The sequence below is a fragment of the Pseudalkalibacillus sp. SCS-8 genome, from assembly GCF_040126055.1.
GTDB classification, from domain to species: Bacteria; Bacillota; Bacilli; order Bacillales; family Fictibacillaceae; genus Pseudalkalibacillus; species Pseudalkalibacillus nanhaiensis.
The window spans coordinates 1,972,251-1,994,905 of record NZ_CP143541.1; the positions used below are offsets into that span (position 1 = coordinate 1,972,251).

Genomic DNA, 22,655 nt, shown 5'->3' on the forward strand with positions numbered 1-22,655 from the left:
AGTAGGGATGCGAAAACAGATTATCAAGAGGGAAGGTTAAGTAACATGAAAAATCCTGTAAAATTCTTTAATATCCATTCACGGAGCATGTTTATCATCCCGAAAAAATGGCGGAATGAACTGAATATCCAAATTGGTGATCTGGTGAAAATAGAAAGGAATCAAAACCATATTATAATCGAGAATGACAAGCTTGCTCCAGATTGTATGGTCAGTATAATTGGTCGAGATGGGACACTCTATCTGCCGGCTGAAGTTCGTCAATACTTTTTACAAAAAGGAATTGAAGAATTCAAAGTAACAGTTGATCGACTTTTTAATCAGATCATCCTTTCTCCGATTCAGGCATAATCGGAGGTAAGGCTTGTATGATTCGTTGTTTTTTACAACAATTGAAATATCTCCATACAAAATTCACACTTTACTACTACAATTTGAACAGAATACGGAGCAAAGAGGGTTGGTTATGCTTGGCAAGATATTAGTTGTTGATGATGAATGGAACATGAGGAACCTTTTGAAAATTTATTTATCAAGTGAAAACTACCAGATTGATGAAGCTACGAATGGTATGGAAGCAATTGATCTTGTATGTACCCATAGGTATGACTTAGTGATTCTTGATATCATGATGCCAGAAATAGATGGCTGGCAGGTATGTAAATCCATTCGAGAGTTTAAGGACATTCCTATTCTAATGTTAACGGCAAGAGATGATGTTAAAGACAGAGTAAAAGGGTTGAATCTAGGTGCGGATGATTATTTGGTCAAACCATTTGCACCAGAGGAGCTAGTGGCGAGAGTGAAGGCACTTATTCGCAGAAATAAAATACACAACACTGACGAAGAAGTGGGCAAAAATCTCGCATTACCTCAATTCACGGTCAACTATGATAGTCGAGAAGTCCGAATAAAAAATAAGCATGTGGAGTTAACTCCGAAAGAGTTCAATTTATTGTATTTGATTGCCAAACAACCGAAAAGAGTTTTCACCCGTGATATGCTTTTGGATCAAATTTGGTCACTTGATGATTATCGAGATTTACGAACTGTGGATACTCATGTAAAAAATGTTCGTGAAAAACTCCGTAAAGCCGGCCTGAGCTATAACCCGATACAGACGGTTTGGGGAGTAGGGTATAAGTTCAATAATGTCGAGGAAGAACAATGAAATTCAACCGAATCGTATTAAAGCTGGGCGGTACCATCATTATTCTTTTCTTGGTTGTACTCATTCCTTTAGGATATGTGACGAGCCAAATCTTTTCAAATTTCTATTACAGTGAAATAAAAGAGGAAATCAATGAGCTTTCTGCTAAATATGCGAGTACGATAAAGACACTTGACGACCAACAGATATTGAGTATCTTTGAAACTCTTGCAGAGCTTACGAATAAAGAAGTCATCATCGTAAGACCAACTGGTGAAGTGATTGTGAATTCTGGGATACAGAACCCTTCATTCACGAAACGTGAAAAGAAAGAGTTATTAGCAGGCAGGAAATTGAGTAAAACCTTTTCGGAAGAAGAAGACGAGAAGACCTATCTAGGATCTGGTCACCCGATATACCAAGACGGTGAACATATAGGGTCTATTTTTGTATTAGGTTCAACAGACGGGATCCAGGAGTCCATAAAAAAAGTAAAAGATCTTCTCATTCTGTCTGGAATAGGTGCTTTTTTGCTTGCCCTCGGATTTACGTTCATCGCTTCAAGAAAATTATCTGATCCATTGTTGGAAATGGAGAAAGCGACCAGAGAAATTGCAAAAGGAAATCTTGATGTTCGCCTTAAACTATCGTCGAAGGATGAGTTAGGGTCTCTCGGTAAAGCCATCAATGATCTTGCTAGAGACATCCATCGGATCCGGACGAATCGGCAGGAATTTTTCGCGAATATTTCGCACGAGTTACGAACACCGATTTCTTATATCAATGGTTATGCAACTGTACTTCGTAAAGAGTTATATCAATCTGAAGAAGAAAAGAATCAGTATTTGACCATTATTGAAGAGGAAACACAACGAATGATCCGACTTATTGAAGATTTATTCGACTTATCAAAAATGGAAGAAGGAAAAGTAGAGTTGAATCGTGAAAAACTCGATCTTAATGAACTATTCACAAATACACTCCTGAAAATAAAAATCAAATTACAAGATAAAAATATTGAACTGGAGTCTGCCATTGAAGAAAACTTACCACCAATCTTTGCAGACGGTCATCGAATCGAGCAAATTCTAACCAACTTACTCGAAAATGCAGTTCGTTATACAGAAACAGAAGAGGGTAGTATCCAGTTCCGTGCATGGGCTACTCCAAAAAAACTCATTGTGGAAATTGAAGACTCAGGTGTCGGCATCCCACCAGAGGAACTTCCATATATCTTTGAACGTTTCCATAGAGTGGACAAATCTCGATCAAGAAAATTAGGCGGCACAGGGTTAGGGTTAACCATTGTAAAACAATTGGTCGAATTACAAAATGGGACCATTAATGTTGAAAGTGAAATGAACAAGGGTACGAAGTTTACTCTGTCATTTCCACTTTCTACGTCATAAGGAGGCACCATGAAAGCAAGAGAATGGTTCTTAGTTATTTTTATCATTCTGCTAGGTATTATTTGTCTGACGATTTCGGCTACTCATATGCTGGGCCCGGAGCCGATGCATACTTATTTCTTTACATTCATACACTTATGTTTGCTCATGGGAGTCCCTTTACTACTCGTTGGACTTGTTTATTTACTTCTATTACTTAAAGAGAAAAAGAAAGGAACGAAAGAATGAAATCTATCCGATCTCTGTTCTATATACTCACGATATTCAGCATCTTACCTACCAAAGCGTTCGCTCACGGGACGGAAGAAGAGCATCAGAAAGAATTGTTAATCGATAATCTACTCGATTACACAAGTATTTTCGCTATATTTTTAATTGTGTTGTTTGCAGTGTTGATCTACTTCACCAGGAAGAAAATGCAGGGAACGCATGTGAAGACGAGCGAAGGGAGAAATCGCAGAAAGAAGCTGGCACAAAAGAACAAATATTTTATTTGGTTAGCGATTGTTTCAACGATTATTCTTGTCATTTCCCTTGGCATGAAAGGCTTCACAAACGGAGAGAGCGAATCCGTATCTTTTCCGGACATCCACGGTTTAGCATTTACTGATAATGGCCAACAATTATACGTACCAGCACATGATGGTATCAAAGTGTTTGAAAATGGAAGTTGGTCAGTTGCTGACATAGAGAAGAACGATTACATGGGCTTTTCGAAAGTGGACGATGGATTTTATAGCAGCGGTCATCCATCACCTGGCTCAAATCGAAAAAATCCTTTAGGTGTAGTCAAGTATACAAATACAGATGAAAAGTTGGAACCGTTGGATCTATACGGAGAAATGGATTTCCACGGAATGGCTGTCGGTTACCGGTCCCATGCTATCTATGTATTCAATCCTAAACAAAATTCCAAAATGGATGAAATAGGCCTTTATTATTCACTGGATGACACGAAATCATGGACTCAATCTGAAATGACAGGTCTAGATGACAATCCTACATCAATGACCGTACATCCTGATAAGGAAAATGTAGTGGCCATAGGTACCCAGACAGGTGTCTATCTGTCTGAAGACTTTGGTAAGACATTCAAAAAGGTGATTGAAAATGTTCAAGTGACTGCAATCAACTTTAATGAAGGTGGAAATCTGATTGTAGGTGGAGTAGGCATGAATGAGCATCAAAAGCACGGTATCATGCTCATGACGTACGACCTTGGATCAAAGGACCAAAAAATCCTCTTCAATCCGGTAGAAAAGGAAGATTATATTCTCTATATTGCACAGGATCCTACAAATTCGGAAACGATCGCTCTTGCTACCGGAAACAAAGATATTTTCCTAACGGAGGACCTAGGGGAAACCTGGAATGAAATTGCAGATGAAGGGGAAAGCAAACCCCTTGAAATGGAATGATTGAGAAGAGATCTCGGGAACCGAGGTCTCTTTCGATTGATTAGTACTCTTCATAGAAAGTAGGGAAAGCATGACGGACTTAAATATTTTCTTAGCATTCGGTGCAGGTTTCCTCTCCTTTATATCGCCATGCTGTTTACCGTTGTATCCAGCCTTTTTATCCTATATAACCGGGGTGTCAGTTGATGAGCTGAAAGAAGGAAATGGGATGTTGAAAAAACGTGCCATCTTGCATACCCTTTTTTTCCTATTAGGTTTCTCACTCATCTTCATTGCACTTGGTTTATCAGCATCGGTATTTGGAAACCTGTTTCTGAAATATAATGATTTGATACGAGAGCTTGGAGCGATATTAGTTGTCTTGATGGGGTTAGTCGTTCTGGGAGTCTTCAAACCGAAGTTTTTGATGATGGATAAGAAAGTGACTTTCCGTAACCGTCCGACAGGTTATCTCGGTTCAAGTGCAATCGGTCTAGGATTCGCTGCCGGATGGACACCTTGTACCGGTCCAATTTTAGCAGCTGTACTTGCACTGAGTGTCTCAAACCCCGGAGCAGGGCTAATGTATATGCTGGCCTATATTCTCGGCTTTTCAATCCCGTTTTTCTTTATGGCATTCTTTATTGGAAAAATGAAATGGATAAAGCGGCATAATCGCACATTTATGAAGGTAGGGGGCTACACCATGATTCTAATGGGAATCGTTCTCTACATGGATTGGATGACGCTGATTACGTCTTATTTAACGAACAATGTTTTCGGTGGTTTCACGGGGTTTTAACGAGAGAACGAGGGTGACCAGAATGTCTATTTAATGATCCGGTCATCCTCTTTTTTATTGTCGGGCTCGTCACATATGTTAAATCCTTATTGCTTATTTTGCTTTCGATTCTCGATTTCTTCGTTAACGACAATAGCGAGATCATCATTGCCGAATAACGACAGAACACCGAGTACAGTTTGATCTGGAATGGATTCAGCTTCTTCCTTCGATACGGTCAGTTCGATGGCTTGTCGAAGTGCAGGATTTTTTTCCTGATCAGGATATGCTCTTACATATACTTCATGTGGATCCAGGTCATGATTGACACACCATTGGGCAAAGACCAGAATCATCATATGCTCGTCTTTCTGATAATTATCAATGATTTTCTTTTCAAGATCTTTTGAATTCAACTTTCATTTCCCCTTTATATCTTATACTCTCCATTATATCGGACACACCATCCTAATCCAATTTTTACAGCATGCATATTTACATTCTGATAGGTAAAAATGTTGAAAGCATAGATATGAATCCAACTATCCTATTCGGAGCGGACCACGATGAGAGAGAACATTTGGGCACTATTCGCATTAGCTTCTATTCCACTATTGATGACACTCGGCAACTCCATGTTCATTCCGGTGTTGCCGATTATAGAAAAAGAAATTAACATCTCCTCTTTTCAATCCAGCCTTATCATTACCATCTATTCCGTTGTTGCGATTTTCTTGATTCCAATTGCGGGATATTTATCTGATCACTTCGGCCGTAAGAAAATCATTATACCAAGTCTGATCCTTGTAGGAATCGGTGGCATCTTGTGTGGATGGGCTTCGATTGCAATGGAGGATCCCTACAGCATGATTCTTATTGGACGCTTTTTACAAGGCGCTGGTGCAGCTGGAGCATTCCCTGTCGTTATTCCGACAGTAGGAGACCTTTTCAAGAGCGAAGAAGAGGTTAGTGCAGGTCTTGGAGTGATTGAAACCTCGAACACATTCGGAAAAGTTCTAAGTCCGATATTGGGCGCATTTCTTGCCATTTGGGCATGGCATATCCCTTTTTGGTCAGTTCCAATCCTTTCATTAGTGGCAATCGGTTTTATGATTCTTTTTGTAAAACCACCTAAGGCAGAGAACGAACCGATTCCTTTTGCAGCCTTCGTAAAGCTTATCAAGAAGACCTTCTCGCGTAACAAAGGCTGGCTTTCAGGTGTCTTAATCATTGGTGGCATCAATACATTCGTGTTATTCGGATTTTTAATCTATTTGTCCTTGGTATTAGAGTCGACCTACAACATTAAAGGTGTGATGAAAGGGATCTACCTTGCGATTCCCCTTCTCATACTTTGTTTAGCCTCTTATGTGACAGGTAGGAAAATTGGAAAAGAAACCACACTCATGCACCACTTGGTTCTGTCAGGTGGAGTAATCACGACTTTTTCCTTGTTTAGCATGGTATGGGTGGATCGTCTTTTCATGATTCTCCTTATTTTATCTATTGCTGGATTAGGAATCGGCATTGCCTTACCTTGTCTGGATGCATTGATTACAGAAGGGATTGAAAAAGAAGAGCGAGGGACGATCACGTCGTTTTATAGCAGTACTCGATTTATCGGAGTAGCGCTCGGTCCTCCTGTCGTATCGATTTTGCTGAAGTCTTCTGTTAACGTTGTTTTCCTTACCTTGGCTTTTATAAGTCTAAACGGCATTGTAATAACGTTATTTTTATTAGAGCGAAAACGCAGAATTGCAAGCATGCCTTAAATTTTATACTTACGATTAATTCCTCCTTCATTGGGGAACAGGACTTATAGACTATGGGTTCGTAAATCATGAAGGAGGGAATTCCATTGGCATTGAACGTTTCGCAAAAACTGATCAAGGACCATCTGGTATTTGGAGAGATGCGTCCTGGAAGTGAAATCGGACTGAAAATTGACCAGACCCTCACGCAGGATGCTACGGGTACATTGGTAATGCTGGAATTGGAAGCAATGGGATTGGATTATGCAAAGACTGAAGTGTCCGCACAATATGTAGACCATAATATTATCCAGGAAGATAGTAAAAACCCCGATGATCATGTCTTTTTACAAAGTGCAACCAAGCGATTTGGATTATATTACAGTCGACCTGGCAACGGTGTTAGCCACCCTGTGCATATGCAACGGTTAGCTCAACCTGGTAAAACATTATTAGGATCGGACAGTCATACATGCGCAAATGGCTGTATGGGAATGTTGGCCATGGGAGCTGGCGGAATTGATGTAGCGATGGCGATTGCTGGTGAACCGATCTACATCAAGATGCCGGAAATCTGGGGAGTCAAATTGACAGGAGAACTGCCAGATTGGGTGAGTGCCAAGGACGTCATCCTCGAGATGTTACGGCGTCACGATGTAAAAGGTGGCGTCGGTAAAATCATTGAATACTATGGACCTGGATTGGAAAACCTTTCGGCGATGGACCGACATGTCATCGCGAATATGGGTGCAGAGCTTGGCGCGACAACAACGGTTTTTCCGTCTGACGATGAAGTGCGACGATTCCTTAAAAGCCAGGAAAGGGAAGAGGATTGGGTTGAACTCGTAGCTGATGAAGGTGCTGAATATGATGAATATGAAGAAATTGACCTTTCTGAACTTGAACCTTTAATTGCTAAACCATCAAGCCCTGGAAATGTCGTACCTGTAAGAGAGGTTGACGGAGAACCGATTTATCAATCCTATATCGGTTCATCGGCTAACCCAGGTTACAGGGATTTCGCAATAGCTGCTGAAATCGTGAAGGGCAAAAAAATCGCCAGAGGTATTTCGTTTGATATTAACCCGACCTCAAGACAAATGTTAAGTGATCTAGTTGATGACGGACATATCGGAAGTCTTTTGACAGCAGGAGGGAGACTGCACCAGGCGGGGTGTAACGGATGCATCGGTATGGGACAAGCTCCTGCAACAGGCCGTAACAGCTTGCGTACAACACCTCGAAACTTTCCGGGTCGATCAGGTACGAAAGAGGACAGTGTCTTTTTATGCAGCCCTGAAACTGCAGCCGCTTCTGCTTTATCAGGTGAAATCACGGACCCACGCAGCTTAGATATGGATTACCCAAAAGTGATAGATAAGGACCAACCGACAGTTGATGACGCCCTGCTTGAAAAGCCGCTGTCTAAAGAGGAATCACAAACAGTGGAATTAGAGAAGGGGCCGAACATCGCTTCTATACCTGAAATGGAAGAACTACCAGATCGAATAGAGATCCCAGTCCTGCTGAAGATGAAGGATAATATTTCGACAGATGAGATTCTTGCCGGTGGCGCACGTGTACTACCTTTTCGAAGCAATCTCCCAGAAATCAGTAAATTCACCTTCGAACAAGTGGATGAATCGTATCACGAACGCGCGATGGACGTGCGTGATAAAGGCGGCCATGCCATTATTGGTGGTTACAACTATGGTCAAGGGTCAAGTCGCGAACATGCTGCATTGGCCCCACGTTACCTTGGTCTAAGGGTGGCGATTGCCAAGGATTTTGCGCGTATCCATTGGCAGAACCTTGTGAATTTCGGCATACTCCCACTTACATTCCTTGATGAATCGGACTACGAGGATTTAGAAGAAGGGGATGTTTTGGAGATTGTTGATGTGAAAGAACAGTTGAATTCTGGTAATGAATTGACCGTTCAGCTGAAAAAGAAAGATAAACGTTTTAAAATCGAGCATCATTTATCAGAGCGACAAGTGGATATCGTCTTGAAAGGCGGTTTGATCAACTGGGAAAGAAAGAGACAAGAATCACACACGAGTTAATATCTGTTAACAGTGAATAAACGTAGAGAGGGTGACCAAAATCATTTCTCAAGATTTTGGGTCACCCTCTTTGTATTAATAATCTGATTCAATATAATCTCTGTCAAGATATGATTCAACCAACTCACTGATTTGGTAGGAAACCTGTGGCAGGTCGTAATTTTCAAATGTATGCTCACACTTTGTCTTATAGGACATTGTTTCATCATAATGGTTCATATGTCTTGTGATATCTGAGTCGCTATCTTGCCGTTCTTTTTGCCTTTGTATGACGGTATCCCTGTCTGCGTATACAAATATACGGATCACTTTCTCCCCGAACATTTGCTTTAATTTATCGGCACCTTCAGGATTGAGTGCTAAATAGAGGAGTCGATGATGTTTGAATGCATTTTTGATCTCTTGTTCGCGAATCCCATATTGAAATCCATCTATATCGACAGATTCAATAAATTCACGATTCTGCTTCATCTTTTGAAACGTTTCCTCACTTACAAAGTGGTAGTCTTTCCCATCCGTTTCGTAATGCCTTGGACTCCTTGTCGTATAGGAAAGTACCGTTTCCATATCATAGACAGTCGCCACCATTCTTGCCAACGTTTTACGCCCAGAGCCATCAGGTCCAGTGTAAATGAAGATTTTCTGTTCTTCATCAAATGAATGCATCTCATACCACCTTTCTATTTTTTGAAATTTCTGTCTATTATTATACCATTTTTTAGTGGATACGTCTTTATTAAAGTAAAAAAGTGACCAACACCGCTGTACTTGAACGGTATGGTCACCCGCTTTTATTAAACAATAGGTTTCTTTTGGTTTGGGAACTGAAATGCCAAACAATTGCCCAGTCCATTTTAATCCTCCTACCAAACATTGTCCCCTGTGATTTTCATGGCAGATTGCTTCGCATCTTCTAAATGAAATTCAGCATAATCTTGCCAACGAATGATTGTTTCAATGAAGGTTTTATAGGAGTTTGGTGAATCATCGAGCATGATCATGAGATTGCTTCTTACTTCCTTATCCTGCTTTTCAGCGTTTTTGATACAACCAATATAGGTTTGAAGTAATGATTCTGATGTATTGCCATTCATTAAACGTAGTGCAGCCCCGGATGCTGTCACACGGTGGTAAGAAGCAGGAACCAGGTGAGTATGCATCTGCTCGTTTCCTTTCAAATTTGCTGTCTCTGGGATATAGAATAATTGCGTACTCATCGAACAAACCATCAATTCCCCATAAAGACTCCGATTGATGGCTGTAGCAGCGGGCTCCCACATATTGTTCTGCCTCATCAAGAAGACCTCCTTCAAGTAGGAATCGTCATATGCTTAAGCTATTGTATGTCAAGGCTGCTTGTTTTCTTGCAAAATAATAAGCCAGCATATTAGCCTGCTTCCCTATATATTCAATCCTTGTAGAACAGGATGGAACTGCTTTTTCGTTATCATCTGTATCATAGAATGTTTTTCTTAATACGGACCAGGGTATCATCAAAATGTAAGCATTTATAAGACAGGTAAGGGCAAACTATTTCAATGAAATGAATTACCAGGAGGTTGATATCATGGCTCTGGAACCTATTTCTGTGGACACGCTTGCAAAAAAGGTTTTGAAAAAGGAAGATGTATTTCTTCTTGATGTACGGAAACAAGAGGATTACGAAGACTGGTCCGTAGAAGGTACGTCGGTACGAAGTATGAATATACCGTTTAATGAATTAAAAGAGGATGTAGAAGGGGTCAAGAAACAACTCCCTAGCGATCAGACGATTTATGTCATGTGTGCCAAAGGGGTTTCATCCCAAAAAGCTGTAGATCACCTGAAAGAAGCTGGAGTAGAAGACATTACGTATGTAGAAGGTGGAATGACTGCTTGGAGTGAACACCTTGAACCGATCAAAATCGGGAATACTTCAAAGGGCGCTTCCATCTATCAATTCGTACGGATCGGAAAAGGTTGTTTGTCTTATCTTATCGAATCAAATGGTGAAGCAGCCGTCATTGATTCCAATCGTATGATTGATGTTTATCAGGATTTTGCGAACGATAAAGGATGGACGATTAAATCCGTAATGGACACACATCTTCACGCAGACCATATCTCGGGAGGTTACTCACTCGCCAAAGCAACAGATGCATCCTATTGGTTCCCACCTAGCGATGATGAAGGAGTCACTTTCTCTTATCAGTCTCTTAAGGAAAACGAACACATCAGCATCGGCGACACGATCATCAATCCAATCTACTCACCAGGACATACACAAGGAAGTACAAGCTTGCTCGTCGATGATGAATACCTATTAACAGGTGACATCCTTTTCGTCGAATCAATCGGACGCCCTGATCTTGCTGGAAAAGCGGATAAATGGGTTGATGACCTTCGGAAGACCCTTTATGAGCGGTACGAGAAACTATCTGATGACTTGACTGTTTTACCTGGTCATTTTGGAGAGATGAGTGAGATGAATGAAGATGGTAGCGTACATGATAAATTAAAGGACTTATATAAGAAGAATGAACGGTTACAAATTGAAGACGCTGAAACATTCAACCACATGGTAACAGACAACCTGCCACCACAACCTAACAGCCACGAAGAGATCCGCAAAACGAACATGGGCCAACAAGACCCTGACGAAGAGGAAAAGCAAGAGATGGAAGTAGGACCAAACCGCTGTGCTGTAAGCTGAACAAGAAAGTGACGGAAAGATACCAAATATCATAAAATACTCACGAAAGAATATAAGGGGGCATGACTTACGTAAGTCATCCCCCTTATATTATGTTAAATGTCGTTTTTGTTCGAAATTTATCATAAATTGAATTCTTTCTAGTCCATTGAAAGCGTTGTTATGTTACTATGGTCTAGGAAGTTTAGTTTACTGCATTATAAGGAATTCTAAAGAGTAGATTATGCTTCGAAAACCTTTGTCATTTCTTATTAATTAAAGACGAATGAAAATGGTCAAAAAAGTGTTAAACCATATGTACTAGGAGGGTATTATGAAATGGCTACAAAAGGACCAAACAACGAGAAGCCGTGGCAGGGATTATCCGGCCCAAACCTTGGCTATGCGATCGAATTGTATGACCAATACAAATCTGACCCTGATTCGGTCGAACCTAACTTAAAAGAAATTTTCGATAAATGGGGACCTCCACCTACTTCAGAAGATGAAGTTGGTCCAACGCCTTCATCTAATCATGGCGAAATGAAACAGGATGCTGCGACAATGAAGAAGGTGGTCGCTGCAGTCAAACTAGTCGAGAACATCCGTACTTACGGACATCTCGCTGCTGAAACAAATGCTTTAGGTGACATAGAAAAGGATTCACACCTTTTAGATCCTGCTGAATATGGACTTACTGAAGATGATTTGAAGGCGATTCCTGCTGATATTGTATGGAGTGAAGCACCTGACAATATTAGAGACGGATATGAAGCCATTTCACGACTGAAGGAAATTTACACGAAATCATTAGCGTACGAATTCAGTCATGTCCATGATGAAAAGGAACGAAAATGGTTGTATGACATGGTAGAAAGCGGTTCCGTATTCCCATCAATGTCATCAGAGGATCGAGTGGGGCTTTTGAAGCGCCTTACTGAAGTGGAAGGTTTTGAAAAGTTCTTGCACCGTACATTCGTCGGGCAAAAACGCTTTTCGATTGAAGGACTCGACTCCATGGTCCCGATGCTCGATAGCATCATCCAGGACGGGGTGAAGGATGGAGCAGAGAATGTCATGATCGGCATGGCGCACCGAGGACGTCTGAACGTACTCGCTCATGTGCTTGGTAAGCCATATGAAAAGATATTTGCAGAATTCGCCCACTCTCCGAACAAAGAGCTTGTCCCATCTGAAGGTTCTACAGGAATAAACTATGGATGGACAGGGGATGTGAAATATCATCTAGGCGGAAACCGTGAAATAGAAGAAGGAACCTCTAAACCGGCAGTCTTGACCCTGGCCAATAACCCGAGTCATCTGGAATATGTCGATCCAGTTGTTGAAGGGTACACGAGAGCCGCACAAGAAGACCGAAGTGAAGCTGGTTATCCGAAACAGGATGTCTCGAAATCCTTCTCCATCCTCATTCATGGGGATGCGGCTTTCCCTGGCGAAGGTGTCGTTGCGGAAACGCTTAACTTGAGTCAGTTGCCGGGTTACAAGATTGGTGGTGCTGTGCATATCATCGCCAACAATCTGTTAGGATTCACAACAAAAAGTACGGATTCGCGGTCTACGAAATATGCAAGTGACCTAGCCAAAGGATTTGAAATTCCGATCATCCACGTTAGTGCGGATGATCCAGAAGCATGTATTGCAGCAATTAAGTTAGCATATCATTATCGCATGAAATTCAAGAAGGACGTCCTTATCGACCTCATTGGCTATCGCCGTTATGGTCATAACGAAATGGACGATCCAAACGCAACGAATCCAAGGCTATACAATAAAGTGAATAATCGGGACACTGTCCGTTCACTATATGCAACGACTCTTCAAAATAATGGAGTCATTGATGAAGAGAATGCCAAGAAAATGGAACAAGATGTTCAAGAATTGCTTCAAGCCAAGTACGATAAAGTGGAAAAACATACAGATGATGATGATGAAGTAAATGAAATAAATACGCCAGAGGAAATTGTGAATGGTCTTCCGAAGGTCAAAACATCCGTTGCATTGGATGAACTTAGAACGTTGAATGAAGGTTTACTTGAATGGCCTGAAGATTTCAAAGTCTATCCAAAACTCGAAAAAATCTTGAAGCGTCGTGAAAAAGCCTTGCTTGATGACGGAAAGGTTGATTGGGCACTAGCTGAAACGTTAGCATATGCAAGTATATTGAAGGATGGTACACCGATTCGATTAACCGGGCAGGATTCGGAAAGAGGTACGTTCGCTCAACGCCATCTTGTCCTACATGATCATGAAACGGGCAAAACGTTCTCGCCGTTACACACCCTTCCTGAAGCAAAGGCATCCTTTGCGATTCATAATAGCCCACTATCAGAAGCATCTGTTGTCGGTTATGAATATGGGTATAATGTCATTGCGCCAGAAACATTGGTACTATGGGAAGCTCAATACGGTGATTTCGCAAACGCTGCACAAGTCATCTACGATCAATTCGTTTCTGCAGGACGTGCTAAGTGGGGACAAAAATCAGGAATGGTCCTCTTGCTTCCTCATGGATACGAAGGTCAAGGGCCTGAACACTCAAGCGCACGTTTAGAAAGATTCCTGCAGCTGTCGGCTGAAAACAACTGGACAGTGGCAAACTTGACAAGTGCTGCTCAATACTTCCATATTTTGAGGAAACAAGCTGCGATCTTGGATAAGGATGAAGTTCGTCCTCTCGTCATCATGACTCCAAAGAGCCTGTTAAGAAACCCGCGCGTTTCTTCCGCTCCGAAAGAATTCAGCGATGGAGAATTCTTGCCTGTCATGAGACAGCCTAAACATGATGTTAAAGAAAAGGAAGTTAAACGCCTACTCTTATGTTCAGGTAAGGTGGCCGTTGATCTCCAGACTGCAATGGAGTCCAATGATAAAGATTGGAATTGGGTAGACGTTCTTCGTGTTGAACAGCTTTATCCATTCCCAGAGGACGAAATCATTGAATACCTGGAGAAGTATGAAAACCTAGAAGAAATTATCTGGGTACAAGAAGAACCGAAGAACATGGGAGCTTGGACTTACGTGGAATCCAGAATCAAATCGATTGCTTCCAACCGCGTCACCATCTCTTACATTGGTCGTCCAGACCGCTCCAGTCCTGCTGGAGGAGAGCCAGATGTTCATAAGAAAGAACAAGAACGAATCTTAGATCAAGCACTGAACCTGAAACAGACGAACACTGTGACAACTGAAGGAGGTAATGTATCGTGAGTGATATCAAAGTACCAGAACTTGCAGAATCGATTTCTGAAGGAACGATTTCAGAATGGTTAGTGAACGTAGGAGATAAAGTCAGCAAAGGGGACCCTGTCTGTGAACTAGAAACGGACAAAGTCAACGTTGAAGTTAGTGCAGAAAACGATGGTGTCATCGAGGAGTTCTTGAAAGATGCCGGCGATACTGTTGAAGTCGGTGAAGTCATCGCTAAACTCAATGAAAACGGAGAAGCTTCAAGTTCATCCGATCAAGAGGAAAGCAAAGAAGCTTCCAAAGAAGAAGAGAAAACAAACGAAACCCCAAGTGCTAGTAAAAATGATGCCGAGCATAAAGCAGAAGAAAACCAGGATGAAGAGCAACAGGATGATACGGACCGTCCAATGGCATCTCCTGCAACACGCAAGCTAGCTCGTAAACTCGGTGTTGATTTGAATAAAGTGAAACCAAGCGATCCATTAGGACGAGTTCGTTCAGATGATGTCCGTGCTCATGCAGAGCAGTCTCAGTCTGATAAGAGCTCTGAACCTAAACAGTCTAAAGAGAAAAAAGCATCAAGCACTTCTGAGCAGCAACAATTTGATAAGCCTGTAGAACGAGTGAAGATGTCCCGCCGTCGTCAGACGATCGCAAAACGGCTTGTTGAAGCACAGCAAACGGCTGCGATGCTGACAACGTATAACGAAGTGGACCTTACTGCAATCGACGACCTTCGTAAGCGTCGTAAGGAGCAGTTCCTTGAGCAGAATGATGTAAAACTTGGCTATATGTCCTTCTATACAAAAGCTGTTGTAGCTGCATTAAAGAAATTCCCGAGACTGAACGCTGAAATTCAAGGCGATGAAATCGTCCTTAAGAAATTCTACGATATCGGGATTGCAGTCGGTGCAGAGGAAGGACTGGTCGTTCCAGTCGTACGAGACGCGGACAAGTTGAGCTTTGCCGACATTGAAAAGGAAATCAAGAATCTGGCTCAAAAAGCGCGTTCGAAGAAATTGACGCTGGATGAACTACAAGGTGGATCCTTTACAATTACAAACGGTGGCGTATTCGGCTCATTGATGTCATCTCCGATCCTGAATGCTCCTCAAGTCGGAATCCTTGGTATGCATAAGATCCAATGGCGTCCGGTTGCGATTGATAAAGAACGTATGGAAAACCGTCCAATGATGTATATTGCTCTCTCTTACGACCACAGAATTGTCGACGGAAGTGAAGCAGTAAGCTTCCTTGTAAAAGTGAAAGAACTGCTTGAAGACCCAGAATCACTATTATTAGAAGGATAATTACTCTTTACCTGGAGGCTGGCCATATTGGTCAGTCTCTATTTGTATGACATTTAAGCTGAGCGACTTAAGGGGGGAAAGACTATGAAACGAGGTATACTGTCACTTGGTGAGGCATTAATCGATTTCATCCCTTTGGATGAATCAAACAGTACCTACCAAAAGAGCCCTGGGGGAGCACCCGCCAATGTTGCGGTTGGAGCAGCTCGACTTGGAGCGAAATCAACCTTTGTCGGTAAAGTAGGAGACGATGTACTTGGTCATTTCTTAAAAGATACGTTTACCCAATACGGGGTTCATACGCACCATTTGTCTTTGTCTAAGGATCATCGTACAGGCGTAGTATTTGTTACGAACGGAAAAGATGGTGAACGGAGCTTTGACTTTTATATCAACCCAAGTGCTGATCGTTTTCTTGACCGAGAAGAAATCAATCAAGAGGATTTATCAAATCATAAAATCCTCCATTTCGGCTCCATATCCCTTATTAGCAATCCATCTAAAGAGGCGACCGAATATGCTGTACGATTAGCAAGAGAAAATGGCCTTCTCATCTCCTATGACCCGAACCTCAGGCTCAGTCTTTGGGACTCTGAAGAAACCGCCAAAACGACAATTCGATCCATGCTTAATCTAGTCGATGTTTTGAAAGTCTCTGAAGAAGAGCTTCAGTTTTTAACGGGGGAGGATGATATCGTTGAAGGAATGAATCGTTTGATGCTCCACCATTCCATTCCAATGTTACTTGTCACATTGGGGGCAAAGGGAAGTTATGTTTGTATGAAGAATGGCTATGAACATGTACCAGGGATACCCGTACAAGCCATTGATACGACAGGTGCTGGTGATGCATTCATGTCAGGTATCCTCTATTCATTGGATCAACATAATGAAGCACCTCATGAATTGACCTTAGAGGAGGCTGTAAAAATAGCAAAATTCGCTTCCGTATCAGGAGCTTTAGCCGCCTCGACAAAAGGAGCGATGACTGCACTCCCCACTTTAGCAGAGGTCAACCAGCATCTTGAAGACATGAATTAATTGAAAAAGGTTATGTACAAGAAACACGCCTAATAAAGCAATCAAAGAGGGACCCATTGTCCCTCTTTTTCATATCCTACCAGAAGCAGCATCCATCGTATGAACCACTGCTGTATTTTTTCTTACCGCCAGTGAAAGAAGCTCCCACAATAATCAACAGAATAAACAAGACTACAATCAAGGCAAAAGATTTACCTTTAAAGCCATGTTTTTTATCACACATCTACTTGACCTCCTCTCAGGTATACGTAATATGTATATGTAAAATTTCGTTAAAAGGACAGGCTATTATTCTATGAACTCTATAAAATGGGCATAATTTTGTGGTTGAGTTACAAAAATAACGGTTTTACGATTACTAGTTTAGGATATACCTATCGGGGAATGGGTATATTGAGATGGAAAGGAGCTGATCGTGATGATGGATGATGGAGGCATGAATGGTGGAATGATGGGGGGAGGATTTTTCGGGTACGGAATCCTATTTATATTAATCATTCTTGCTATCATTTTCATTACTGTATGGATGTTCCGATCCAAACCAAAACATCGTGAGGATCATTCGTCTGAAACTTCTCATGAAACCCTAAAAAGACGGCTCGCAAAAGGTGAAATTTCAGAAGAAGAATATGATCGAATGAAGCGAAAATTAGAAGAGTGAAATATTGGACTGTATGATGTATATCATGCAGTCTTTACATTTGCGTCATCCCTTCATAGTTTCTCCACATTTGCAGGGTACAGTAGCTCTGAATACTAAGAATCGAGAGGTGAACAAGATGAACAAAAAAATAATCGGCTCGGTTCTCATTGTTGTTTTAGTAGCATTGGGCTTTTGGGTCTTTTATCAATCTCCATTTTACAGTGGAGGTGCCCAAACGCTGCCCAATGGGGTAACCGAAGGCGGTACAAGCATCATGAACATTGGAACACAACAAACAGGTGAACGAGAAGTCAAAACTTTCAACCTGACAGCAGAACAAAAAGAATGGGAAATCGACAATGGTAAAACAGTAAAAGCTTGGACCTATAACGGAACGGTCCCTGGTGAAGCATTGACGGTTACCGAAGGCGATTATGTGAAAGTAAATTTAAAAAATGAGCTTGATGTGCCAGTAACGATTCATTGGCACGGTGTTTTGTTACCGAACAAAATGGATGGGGTCCCAGGGTTGACCCAAGATGCTGTACAGCCAGGTGAATCCTTCACGTATGAATTTATCGCAGATGATGCGGGGACTTATTGGTATCACTCCCACCAACATAGTTCAAAACAAGTGGATAAAGGCTTGTACGGAGCATTTATTGTAGAAGAAAAGGAGAAAAAATACGAGAAGGAAAAAGTATTCATCTTAGATGAATGGGCCATTGAGGATGAAAAAAGAGAAATGTCCAACATGCCGGGGATGATGATGGGTGGCATGGATGGAGATGGTGAAGCGGATACCAAACAAATGTATGATACCTTCACCGTTAACGGAAAGTCGGGAAAACAAATTGAACCTTTACAATTGAAAGACGGTGAAACCGCAAGACTCCGATTCATTAATGCAGGCTTTCAACAGCATCGTTTGGTATTTCCTGAAGGAACGATGAAGGTGATTGAAAATGATGCTGAAGCAGTTGTCGGATCGGATGGTTCAGCAAAAGTGCTGGAGATTGCACCAGGTGAGCGGATTGATGTAGCGTTTACGATGAAAGGTGACAAACTGGTTATCGGGGAAGACCCTGACGTAGAAAATGCGGAAGACCTGCAGATTCCGGTGATATCCGATTCCAATGGAAGTCAAGTTCAAAAGGAAAAGTTAAACGTTTCAGCAGGTAGGTCAGTAGCAGACGGCACTTCTTTTGGGAGTGAAAATCTAATTTTTGATAAAATACCTGATGCGGATGTTACGTATGATATGAACCTCAACATGGGGATGGAAATGGGTGAGGGAATGCAGTTCCAAATTAACGAAAAAGTATTTCCAGATACTCCTCCGATCGAAGTGGAGGAAGGAGATGTCGTAAAAGTAAAATTGAAAAACACTGGGCATATGAATCATCCGATGCATCTACATGGCCACAGATTTCAAGTTACTTCGAAAAACGGACAAGAATTCGAGCAACCGATTGTAAAAGATTTAATCCACGTCAAACCAGGTGAAGAATATATCGTCTATTTTAAAGCCGATAATAAAGGCGAATGGCTGTTTCATTGTCATGATAACAATCATGCTGCCAGGGGTATGGTGAAAATCGTGGATTACAAGGAAGTCTTTTCCCCATTTCAGATAGGCGGAGAACATGGAAATGAACCAAATTAAGCCTAAACTCGAGCTCCATCAATAAGATGGAGCTTTCTTTCTGCGGTAAATATAAAGGAATAGAACCGATTTCAAAGAAAATATAGAGATAAGAAATACTTAGTCTGAAAGAGAGGAATTATACCTATGTATGAATTGAAAACAAAAGAGAATGACAATAGTGTAATTGAGTTCATAGAGAATGTAGAGAGTCCAAAAAAGCGTGAGGATGCCTACCGCCTATTGGATATTTTCACCGAAACCACAGGTTATAAGGCGAAAATGTGGGGACCAAGCATTATAGGATTCGGCTCGTACCATTATAAATATGAATCAGGACATGAAGGGGACGCTCCACTTGTGGGATTCTCACCTCGGAAAGCAAAAATCAGCTTGTACTTTGCTGTCGGTGATGATGAGAAACGTGAGGAACTGTTAAAAGAGTTCGGGAAGCATACTTCTGGCAAAGCTTGTGTTTATATAAACAAAGTGGCAGATATTGATGTGGATGTCCTACAAGCACTTATCAAAAGATCGATTGAATTTTTAGAGGAACGATATGAGGTAAGAAAATAAATACTTTAAGAGGGAGACTGTTTACCACAGTCTCTTTTTTAATGCAATTTGTTCAATAGTTCGCATCCATAAAGGAAATACTCTACTCTAGGGGGATTTGTTGGAAAAGGAGGGGCAGATGTAATGAAATTCCACATACTCGGTGATGAGACAGCGATTGTAATTGACGTCATAAAAAGAATGTATCCTGAAGCAACCGATTTTTGGGATGTAAATTGGCTAAAATGTAACATCGATATTCGTATACCAGGCTATAAGGCTCATTTCGAAGCTGCTTTACAAACGAATGAACTGGAAACATTCTATTTAAATATAGAAAAAATGCAAAAACGAATGCTAGGGAAAGCAGTTTTAAATAATATGGAGGAGTATATTCAACTTTGATCAAACGTACTTAAAAGGAACAATAAAAGAACTGAAGGAGATCTTAACCAAGTATCCTGTAATCGGAAAACCTACATAAGGAACCGTTCTAATTTATCCCAATAATACCTTGTGTTTATTATTATGTCTTGCTGAACAAGCAGAACGCTTTATTATTTATTGCAAATGTTTTATATTTCTTCTTTAAGGAGGTTTTAATGATGAAAGCAATTGTTATCGATCAATATGGTGGAAAAGAGACTTTAAAGGAACGTGAAGTAAATACACCATCTATAAATGATGAACAGGTATTAGTTGAAATTCATGCCACATCTATCAATCCTATTGATTGGAAAGTAAGGGAAGGCTACCTTAAAGAGATGCTCCCATTTGAATTCCCGATCATTCTCGGTTGGGATGCAGCTGGGGTAATCATACAAAAAGGTGAAAATGTTACGGGATTTGAAGTTGGAGACCGTGTTTTAACAAGACCGGCAACAACCAATCATGGTACTTATGCAGAATATGTAGCTGTCGAAGAGAACCTACTGGCGAAAATGCCTGGAGATATGAGTTTCGAGGAAGCAGCTTCCATTCCTCTTGCGGGACTTACGGCATGGCAATGTCTAGTTGATTTCGGTAAGATCAAAGAAAATGACAAGGTGCTTATCCACGCTGGTGCTGGTGGTGTAGGGAATTTCGCTATCCAGATCGCCAAAAGCTTCGGTGCCTATGTCGCAACCACAGCCAGTGAGAAGAATCATGAGTTCTTAAAATCACTTGGAGCAGATGAAATCATTGATTATAAGCAAGCCGATTTCTCAGATGTACTACAAGATTACGACATCGTCCTGGATTCGATCGGTGGAGAAGTCCAATCCAAAAGCTATGAAATCTTGAAAGAAAATGGAAAGCTCGTATCAATCGTACAACCGCCTAACGAAGAAGAAGCTGCCAAGTATAAAGTTGAAGCAGGATTTGTATGGTTACAGCCTAATGGAGAACACCTGACGAAGCTAGCTGATTTATACAAGACCGGGCAATTAAAACCGATAGTCGGTGAAACTTTCGATTTCACTGAAGAGGATTTACGTGAAGCACATGCTCTCAGTGAAACACATCACGCAAAAGGTAAAATCGTTATAAAAGTAAAATGAATTTGTTAACAGCAAGTGCTTAATCAAAGCATTTGCTGTTTTTTTAAAAGGAAAAGAGGGATAAGGGCTTAGGAACTATATTGTCCTTTTTTGTTTTTCTAGTTTACATAAGATTCATTATAGGAACCAATTGAAAATAAAACAAAATCCCGTCTCAATATTAAGTATACTCGAGATATTGAGACGGAACGGAAAAATTCCACTTTTACAATATAGATTGCATTTTATTGTGAATCGTCATTAATCGTTTATTCCATCTAACGCTGGATGAATAAATAAAAATGCAGCAATTGTGGCGATCATCCCTCCAATGATGATTGTCACTGCTGTTCCGAAATAAGCAGAAAATAACCCGGATAAAAACGCTGCAATTGGCACGAATCCCCATGTCATAAAACGACTTGTAGCCTGCACACGTCCTAACAAGTGATCCGGAGTCACTCTCTGTCTAATCGTTATAATACATGGATTTTTTATGGAAGCTGCAAACGTTCCCACTGCATTTAAAATAATCAACGAAATTAATGTATCTATAAAACCGAAAAATACAATTGAAAGTCCTCCAACGAATGAAGAATAAAACAATATCTTTTGATACGTATATTTTTCTTTTAAGTAACTTGAGCTGATTGCTCCTAATACAGCAGCCCCTCCACCAACTGATAGTAATAATCCGATTTCTTTTGCACTTAAATGAATGGTATCTTTTAAATGGAACACAAGGATCGTCAAAAACAATGTTAATCCGAATATGGAAAACAATTGCGCTATGTTCGTGATTAGGATTGGTTTTGTCTTTATAACAAAGCGAAAACCTTCAATGAGATCTTCCTTTATACTTTTTTGCTGAAGCTCCTTTCTTATGGATATTTCGTATGTATACGGTATTGAAATCACAGTGAGCGCTGCAAGTATGAACGAAATGCTGTTAATCAGAAGTGCAAACCCTGGATTCATCAGGCTAATGATTATCCCTCCTAGTCCAGGTGCTATCATCGTCACAGAATTGAAGCTCCCTGTATTGATAGCATTAATCGTAGGAAGGTCCTCTTTTCTTGCTAAATGAGGGATGGTTGCAAATTGGGATGTATTGTAGATCTGACTTAATAAGCCGATGATAAACGCACAGCAAAACACATGCCAGATCATCAATTGATTGGTGATGAACATTAGAGCGATAAATCCAATGAGGATGGCCCTGCCAATATCACAGCCTATTAAAAGCCATTTCCGGTTAAGACGATCTGAAAGAATACCTGTTAAAGGCTGCAGTAAAACAGGTACCCGTTCCAGAGCAGCAACAATCCCCATACTCATAGCAGATCCAGAAACGGCCAATACCGTTAGCGGAAGTGCAATCATATAAATCTGATCACCGAAAAAAGAGATAATATTTCCCCCAATAAGGCGAAAAACCAGGTGATTTTTCTTTAGTGGTGGAATATTTGTTTTTCCTTCGAAATGAATGGCCGGCTCTCTCACATCTTT

Annotated in this window: 21 protein-coding genes and 1 pseudogene; 17 read left to right on the top strand and 5 right to left on the bottom strand. The window is 40.9% G+C overall.

What is annotated here, in order from left to right; genetic code table 11:
• Window positions 1-45: 45 nt before the first annotated feature.
• The 6 genes from V1497_RS10310 (at window position 46) to V1497_RS10335 (ending at window position 4,758) form a co-directional block, all read left to right on the top strand.
• Window positions 46-351: an AbrB/MazE/SpoVT family DNA-binding domain-containing protein gene (locus tag V1497_RS10310; RefSeq protein ID WP_349407477.1), complete on the top strand. Its 306-nt coding sequence runs from the start codon at window positions 46-48 to the stop codon at window positions 349-351.
• Between the two features lie 13 nt (window positions 352-364).
• On the top strand, window positions 365-1,171 hold the full coding sequence (locus V1497_RS10315; RefSeq protein ID WP_349407478.1) for a response regulator transcription factor: 807 nt from the start codon (window positions 365-367) through the stop codon (window positions 1,169-1,171).
• Window positions 1,168-2,559 (top strand): ATP-binding protein, encoded by a 1,392-nt coding sequence (locus V1497_RS10320; protein ID WP_349407479.1) that lies wholly within the window; start codon window positions 1,168-1,170, stop codon window positions 2,557-2,559. The genes V1497_RS10315 and V1497_RS10320 overlap by 4 nt, the downstream gene beginning before the upstream one ends.
• Window positions 2,560-2,568: 9 nt before the next feature.
• Window positions 2,569-2,787, top strand: coding sequence for a hypothetical protein (locus tag V1497_RS10325; RefSeq protein WP_349407480.1), 219 nt, complete (start codon window positions 2,569-2,571; stop codon window positions 2,785-2,787).
• Window positions 2,784-3,977 (top strand): F510_1955 family glycosylhydrolase, encoded by a 1,194-nt coding sequence (locus V1497_RS10330; protein WP_349407481.1) that lies wholly within the window; start codon window positions 2,784-2,786, stop codon window positions 3,975-3,977. The genes V1497_RS10325 and V1497_RS10330 overlap by 4 nt, the downstream gene beginning before the upstream one ends.
• Window positions 3,978-4,047: 70 nt before the next feature.
• Window positions 4,048-4,758, top strand: coding sequence for a cytochrome c biogenesis CcdA family protein (locus tag V1497_RS10335; RefSeq protein ID WP_349407482.1), 711 nt, complete (start codon window positions 4,048-4,050; stop codon window positions 4,756-4,758).
• 86 nt (window positions 4,759-4,844) lie between these two features.
• On the opposite strand, the gene V1497_RS10340 is transcribed toward V1497_RS10335, so the two are convergent.
• Window positions 4,845-5,153 (bottom strand): hypothetical protein, encoded by a 309-nt coding sequence (locus V1497_RS10340; protein ID WP_349407483.1) that lies wholly within the window; start codon window positions 5,151-5,153, stop codon window positions 4,845-4,847.
• A gap of 150 nt (window positions 5,154-5,303) precedes the next feature.
• Here V1497_RS10340 and V1497_RS10345 point away from each other — a divergent pair, with 150 nt between their 5' ends.
• Together V1497_RS10345 and V1497_RS10350 are read left to right on the top strand one after the other, a co-directional pair.
• A complete protein-coding gene (locus V1497_RS10345) occupies window positions 5,304-6,509 on the top strand; it encodes an MFS transporter (protein WP_349407484.1) in 1,206 nt (401 codons plus the stop codon).
• Between the two features lie 86 nt (window positions 6,510-6,595).
• Window positions 6,596-8,554, top strand: a complete 1,959-nt coding sequence (locus V1497_RS10350; protein WP_349407485.1) for an aconitate hydratase — start codon at window positions 6,596-6,598, stop codon at window positions 8,552-8,554.
• Between the two features lie 75 nt (window positions 8,555-8,629).
• Here the strand turns inward: V1497_RS10350 and V1497_RS10355 are convergent, their stop codons facing one another.
• Both V1497_RS10355 and V1497_RS10360 read right to left on the bottom strand, forming a co-directional pair.
• Window positions 8,630-9,220, bottom strand: coding sequence for a guanylate kinase (locus V1497_RS10355; protein ID WP_349407486.1), 591 nt, complete (start codon window positions 9,218-9,220; stop codon window positions 8,630-8,632).
• A 197-nt stretch (window positions 9,221-9,417) separates the two neighbouring features.
• Window positions 9,418-9,849, bottom strand: coding sequence for a hypothetical protein (locus tag V1497_RS10360; RefSeq protein WP_349407487.1), 432 nt, complete (start codon window positions 9,847-9,849; stop codon window positions 9,418-9,420).
• A 272-nt stretch (window positions 9,850-10,121) separates the two neighbouring features.
• On the opposite strand from V1497_RS10360, the gene V1497_RS10365 reads away from it, so the two are divergent.
• From V1497_RS10365 to V1497_RS10380, 4 genes are all read left to right on the top strand, one after another.
• On the top strand, window positions 10,122-11,246 hold the full coding sequence (locus tag V1497_RS10365; RefSeq protein ID WP_349407488.1) for an MBL fold metallo-hydrolase: 1,125 nt from the start codon (window positions 10,122-10,124) through the stop codon (window positions 11,244-11,246).
• Between the two features lie 318 nt (window positions 11,247-11,564).
• Window positions 11,565-14,453: a 2-oxoglutarate dehydrogenase E1 component gene (locus V1497_RS10370; RefSeq protein ID WP_349407489.1), complete on the top strand. Its 2,889-nt coding sequence runs from the start codon at window positions 11,565-11,567 to the stop codon at window positions 14,451-14,453.
• Entirely contained in the window at window positions 14,450-15,742 is a 1,293-nt protein-coding gene (gene odhB / locus V1497_RS10375) for a 2-oxoglutarate dehydrogenase complex dihydrolipoyllysine-residue succinyltransferase (RefSeq protein WP_349407490.1), read from the top strand. The genes V1497_RS10370 and odhB overlap by 4 nt, the downstream gene beginning before the upstream one ends.
• An 84-nt stretch (window positions 15,743-15,826) precedes the next feature.
• Window positions 15,827-16,783, top strand: coding sequence for an aminoimidazole riboside kinase (locus tag V1497_RS10380; RefSeq protein WP_349407491.1), 957 nt, complete (start codon window positions 15,827-15,829; stop codon window positions 16,781-16,783).
• A gap of 124 nt (window positions 16,784-16,907) precedes the next feature.
• Here V1497_RS10380 and V1497_RS10385 read toward each other — a convergent pair.
• Window positions 16,908-17,006, bottom strand: a pseudogene (locus V1497_RS10385) (YjcZ family sporulation protein); the annotation flags it as partial.
• 195 nt (window positions 17,007-17,201) lie between these two features.
• Here V1497_RS10385 and V1497_RS10390 point away from each other — a divergent pair.
• From V1497_RS10390 to V1497_RS10410, 5 genes are all read left to right on the top strand, one after another.
• Window positions 17,202-17,444, top strand: a complete 243-nt coding sequence (locus tag V1497_RS10390; RefSeq protein ID WP_349407492.1) for an SHOCT domain-containing protein — start codon at window positions 17,202-17,204, stop codon at window positions 17,442-17,444.
• A 118-nt stretch (window positions 17,445-17,562) separates the two neighbouring features.
• A complete protein-coding gene (locus V1497_RS10395) occupies window positions 17,563-19,092 on the top strand; it encodes a multicopper oxidase family protein (protein WP_349407493.1) in 1,530 nt (509 codons plus the stop codon).
• A 126-nt stretch (window positions 19,093-19,218) separates the two neighbouring features.
• Window positions 19,219-19,647, top strand: a complete 429-nt coding sequence (locus tag V1497_RS10400) for a DUF1801 domain-containing protein (RefSeq protein WP_349407494.1) — start codon at window positions 19,219-19,221, stop codon at window positions 19,645-19,647.
• 123 nt (window positions 19,648-19,770) lie between these two features.
• The gene (locus V1497_RS10405; protein ID WP_349407495.1) at window positions 19,771-20,031 is read left to right on the top strand and encodes a hypothetical protein; all 261 of its coding nucleotides are present in this window, start codon (window positions 19,771-19,773) and stop codon (window positions 20,029-20,031) included.
• A 200-nt stretch (window positions 20,032-20,231) separates the two neighbouring features.
• Window positions 20,232-21,167, top strand: coding sequence for an NADP-dependent oxidoreductase (locus V1497_RS10410; protein ID WP_349410792.1), 936 nt, complete (start codon window positions 20,232-20,234; stop codon window positions 21,165-21,167).
• 240 nt (window positions 21,168-21,407) lie between these two features.
• Here the strand turns inward: V1497_RS10410 and V1497_RS10415 are convergent, their stop codons facing one another.
• Window positions 21,408-22,649 carry an MFS transporter gene (locus V1497_RS10415; protein ID WP_349410793.1) on the bottom strand — a complete coding sequence of 414 codons (1,242 nt, stop codon included), beginning with the start codon at window positions 22,647-22,649 and terminating at the stop codon, window positions 21,408-21,410.
• Window positions 22,650-22,655 lie beyond the last annotated feature (6 nt).

What these genes read in the sequence shown, in the direction of transcription:
- V1497_RS10355 (WP_349407486.1), bottom strand. Translation starts at nt 9,220, where the DNA reads ATGCATTCATTTGATGAAGAACAGAAAATCTTCATTTACACTGGACCT.
- V1497_RS10310 (WP_349407477.1), top strand. Translation starts at nt 46, where the DNA reads ATGAAAAATCCTGTAAAATTCTTTAATATCCATTCACGGAGCATGTTT.
- V1497_RS10370 (WP_349407489.1), top strand. Translation starts at nt 11,565, where the DNA reads ATGGCTACAAAAGGACCAAACAACGAGAAGCCGTGGCAGGGATTATCC.
- V1497_RS10365 (WP_349407488.1), top strand. Translation starts at nt 10,122, where the DNA reads ATGGCTCTGGAACCTATTTCTGTGGACACGCTTGCAAAAAAGGTTTTG.
- V1497_RS10390 (WP_349407492.1), top strand. Translation starts at nt 17,202, where the DNA reads ATGATGGATGATGGAGGCATGAATGGTGGAATGATGGGGGGAGGATTT.
- V1497_RS10335 (WP_349407482.1), top strand. Translation starts at nt 4,048, where the DNA reads ATGACGGACTTAAATATTTTCTTAGCATTCGGTGCAGGTTTCCTCTCC.
- V1497_RS10410 (WP_349410792.1), top strand. Translation starts at nt 20,232, where the DNA reads ATGAAAGCAATTGTTATCGATCAATATGGTGGAAAAGAGACTTTAAAG.
- V1497_RS10360 (WP_349407487.1), bottom strand. Translation starts at nt 9,849, where the DNA reads ATGAGGCAGAACAATATGTGGGAGCCCGCTGCTACAGCCATCAATCGG.
- V1497_RS10405 (WP_349407495.1), top strand. Translation starts at nt 19,771, where the DNA reads ATGAAATTCCACATACTCGGTGATGAGACAGCGATTGTAATTGACGTC.
- V1497_RS10325 (WP_349407480.1), top strand. Translation starts at nt 2,569, where the DNA reads ATGAAAGCAAGAGAATGGTTCTTAGTTATTTTTATCATTCTGCTAGGT.
- V1497_RS10400 (WP_349407494.1), top strand. Translation starts at nt 19,219, where the DNA reads ATGTATGAATTGAAAACAAAAGAGAATGACAATAGTGTAATTGAGTTC.
- V1497_RS10395 (WP_349407493.1), top strand. Translation starts at nt 17,563, where the DNA reads ATGAACAAAAAAATAATCGGCTCGGTTCTCATTGTTGTTTTAGTAGCA.
- V1497_RS10330 (WP_349407481.1), top strand. Translation starts at nt 2,784, where the DNA reads ATGAAATCTATCCGATCTCTGTTCTATATACTCACGATATTCAGCATC.
- V1497_RS10345 (WP_349407484.1), top strand. Translation starts at nt 5,304, where the DNA reads ATGAGAGAGAACATTTGGGCACTATTCGCATTAGCTTCTATTCCACTA.
- V1497_RS10320 (WP_349407479.1), top strand. Translation starts at nt 1,168, where the DNA reads ATGAAATTCAACCGAATCGTATTAAAGCTGGGCGGTACCATCATTATT.
- V1497_RS10380 (WP_349407491.1), top strand. Translation starts at nt 15,827, where the DNA reads ATGAAACGAGGTATACTGTCACTTGGTGAGGCATTAATCGATTTCATC.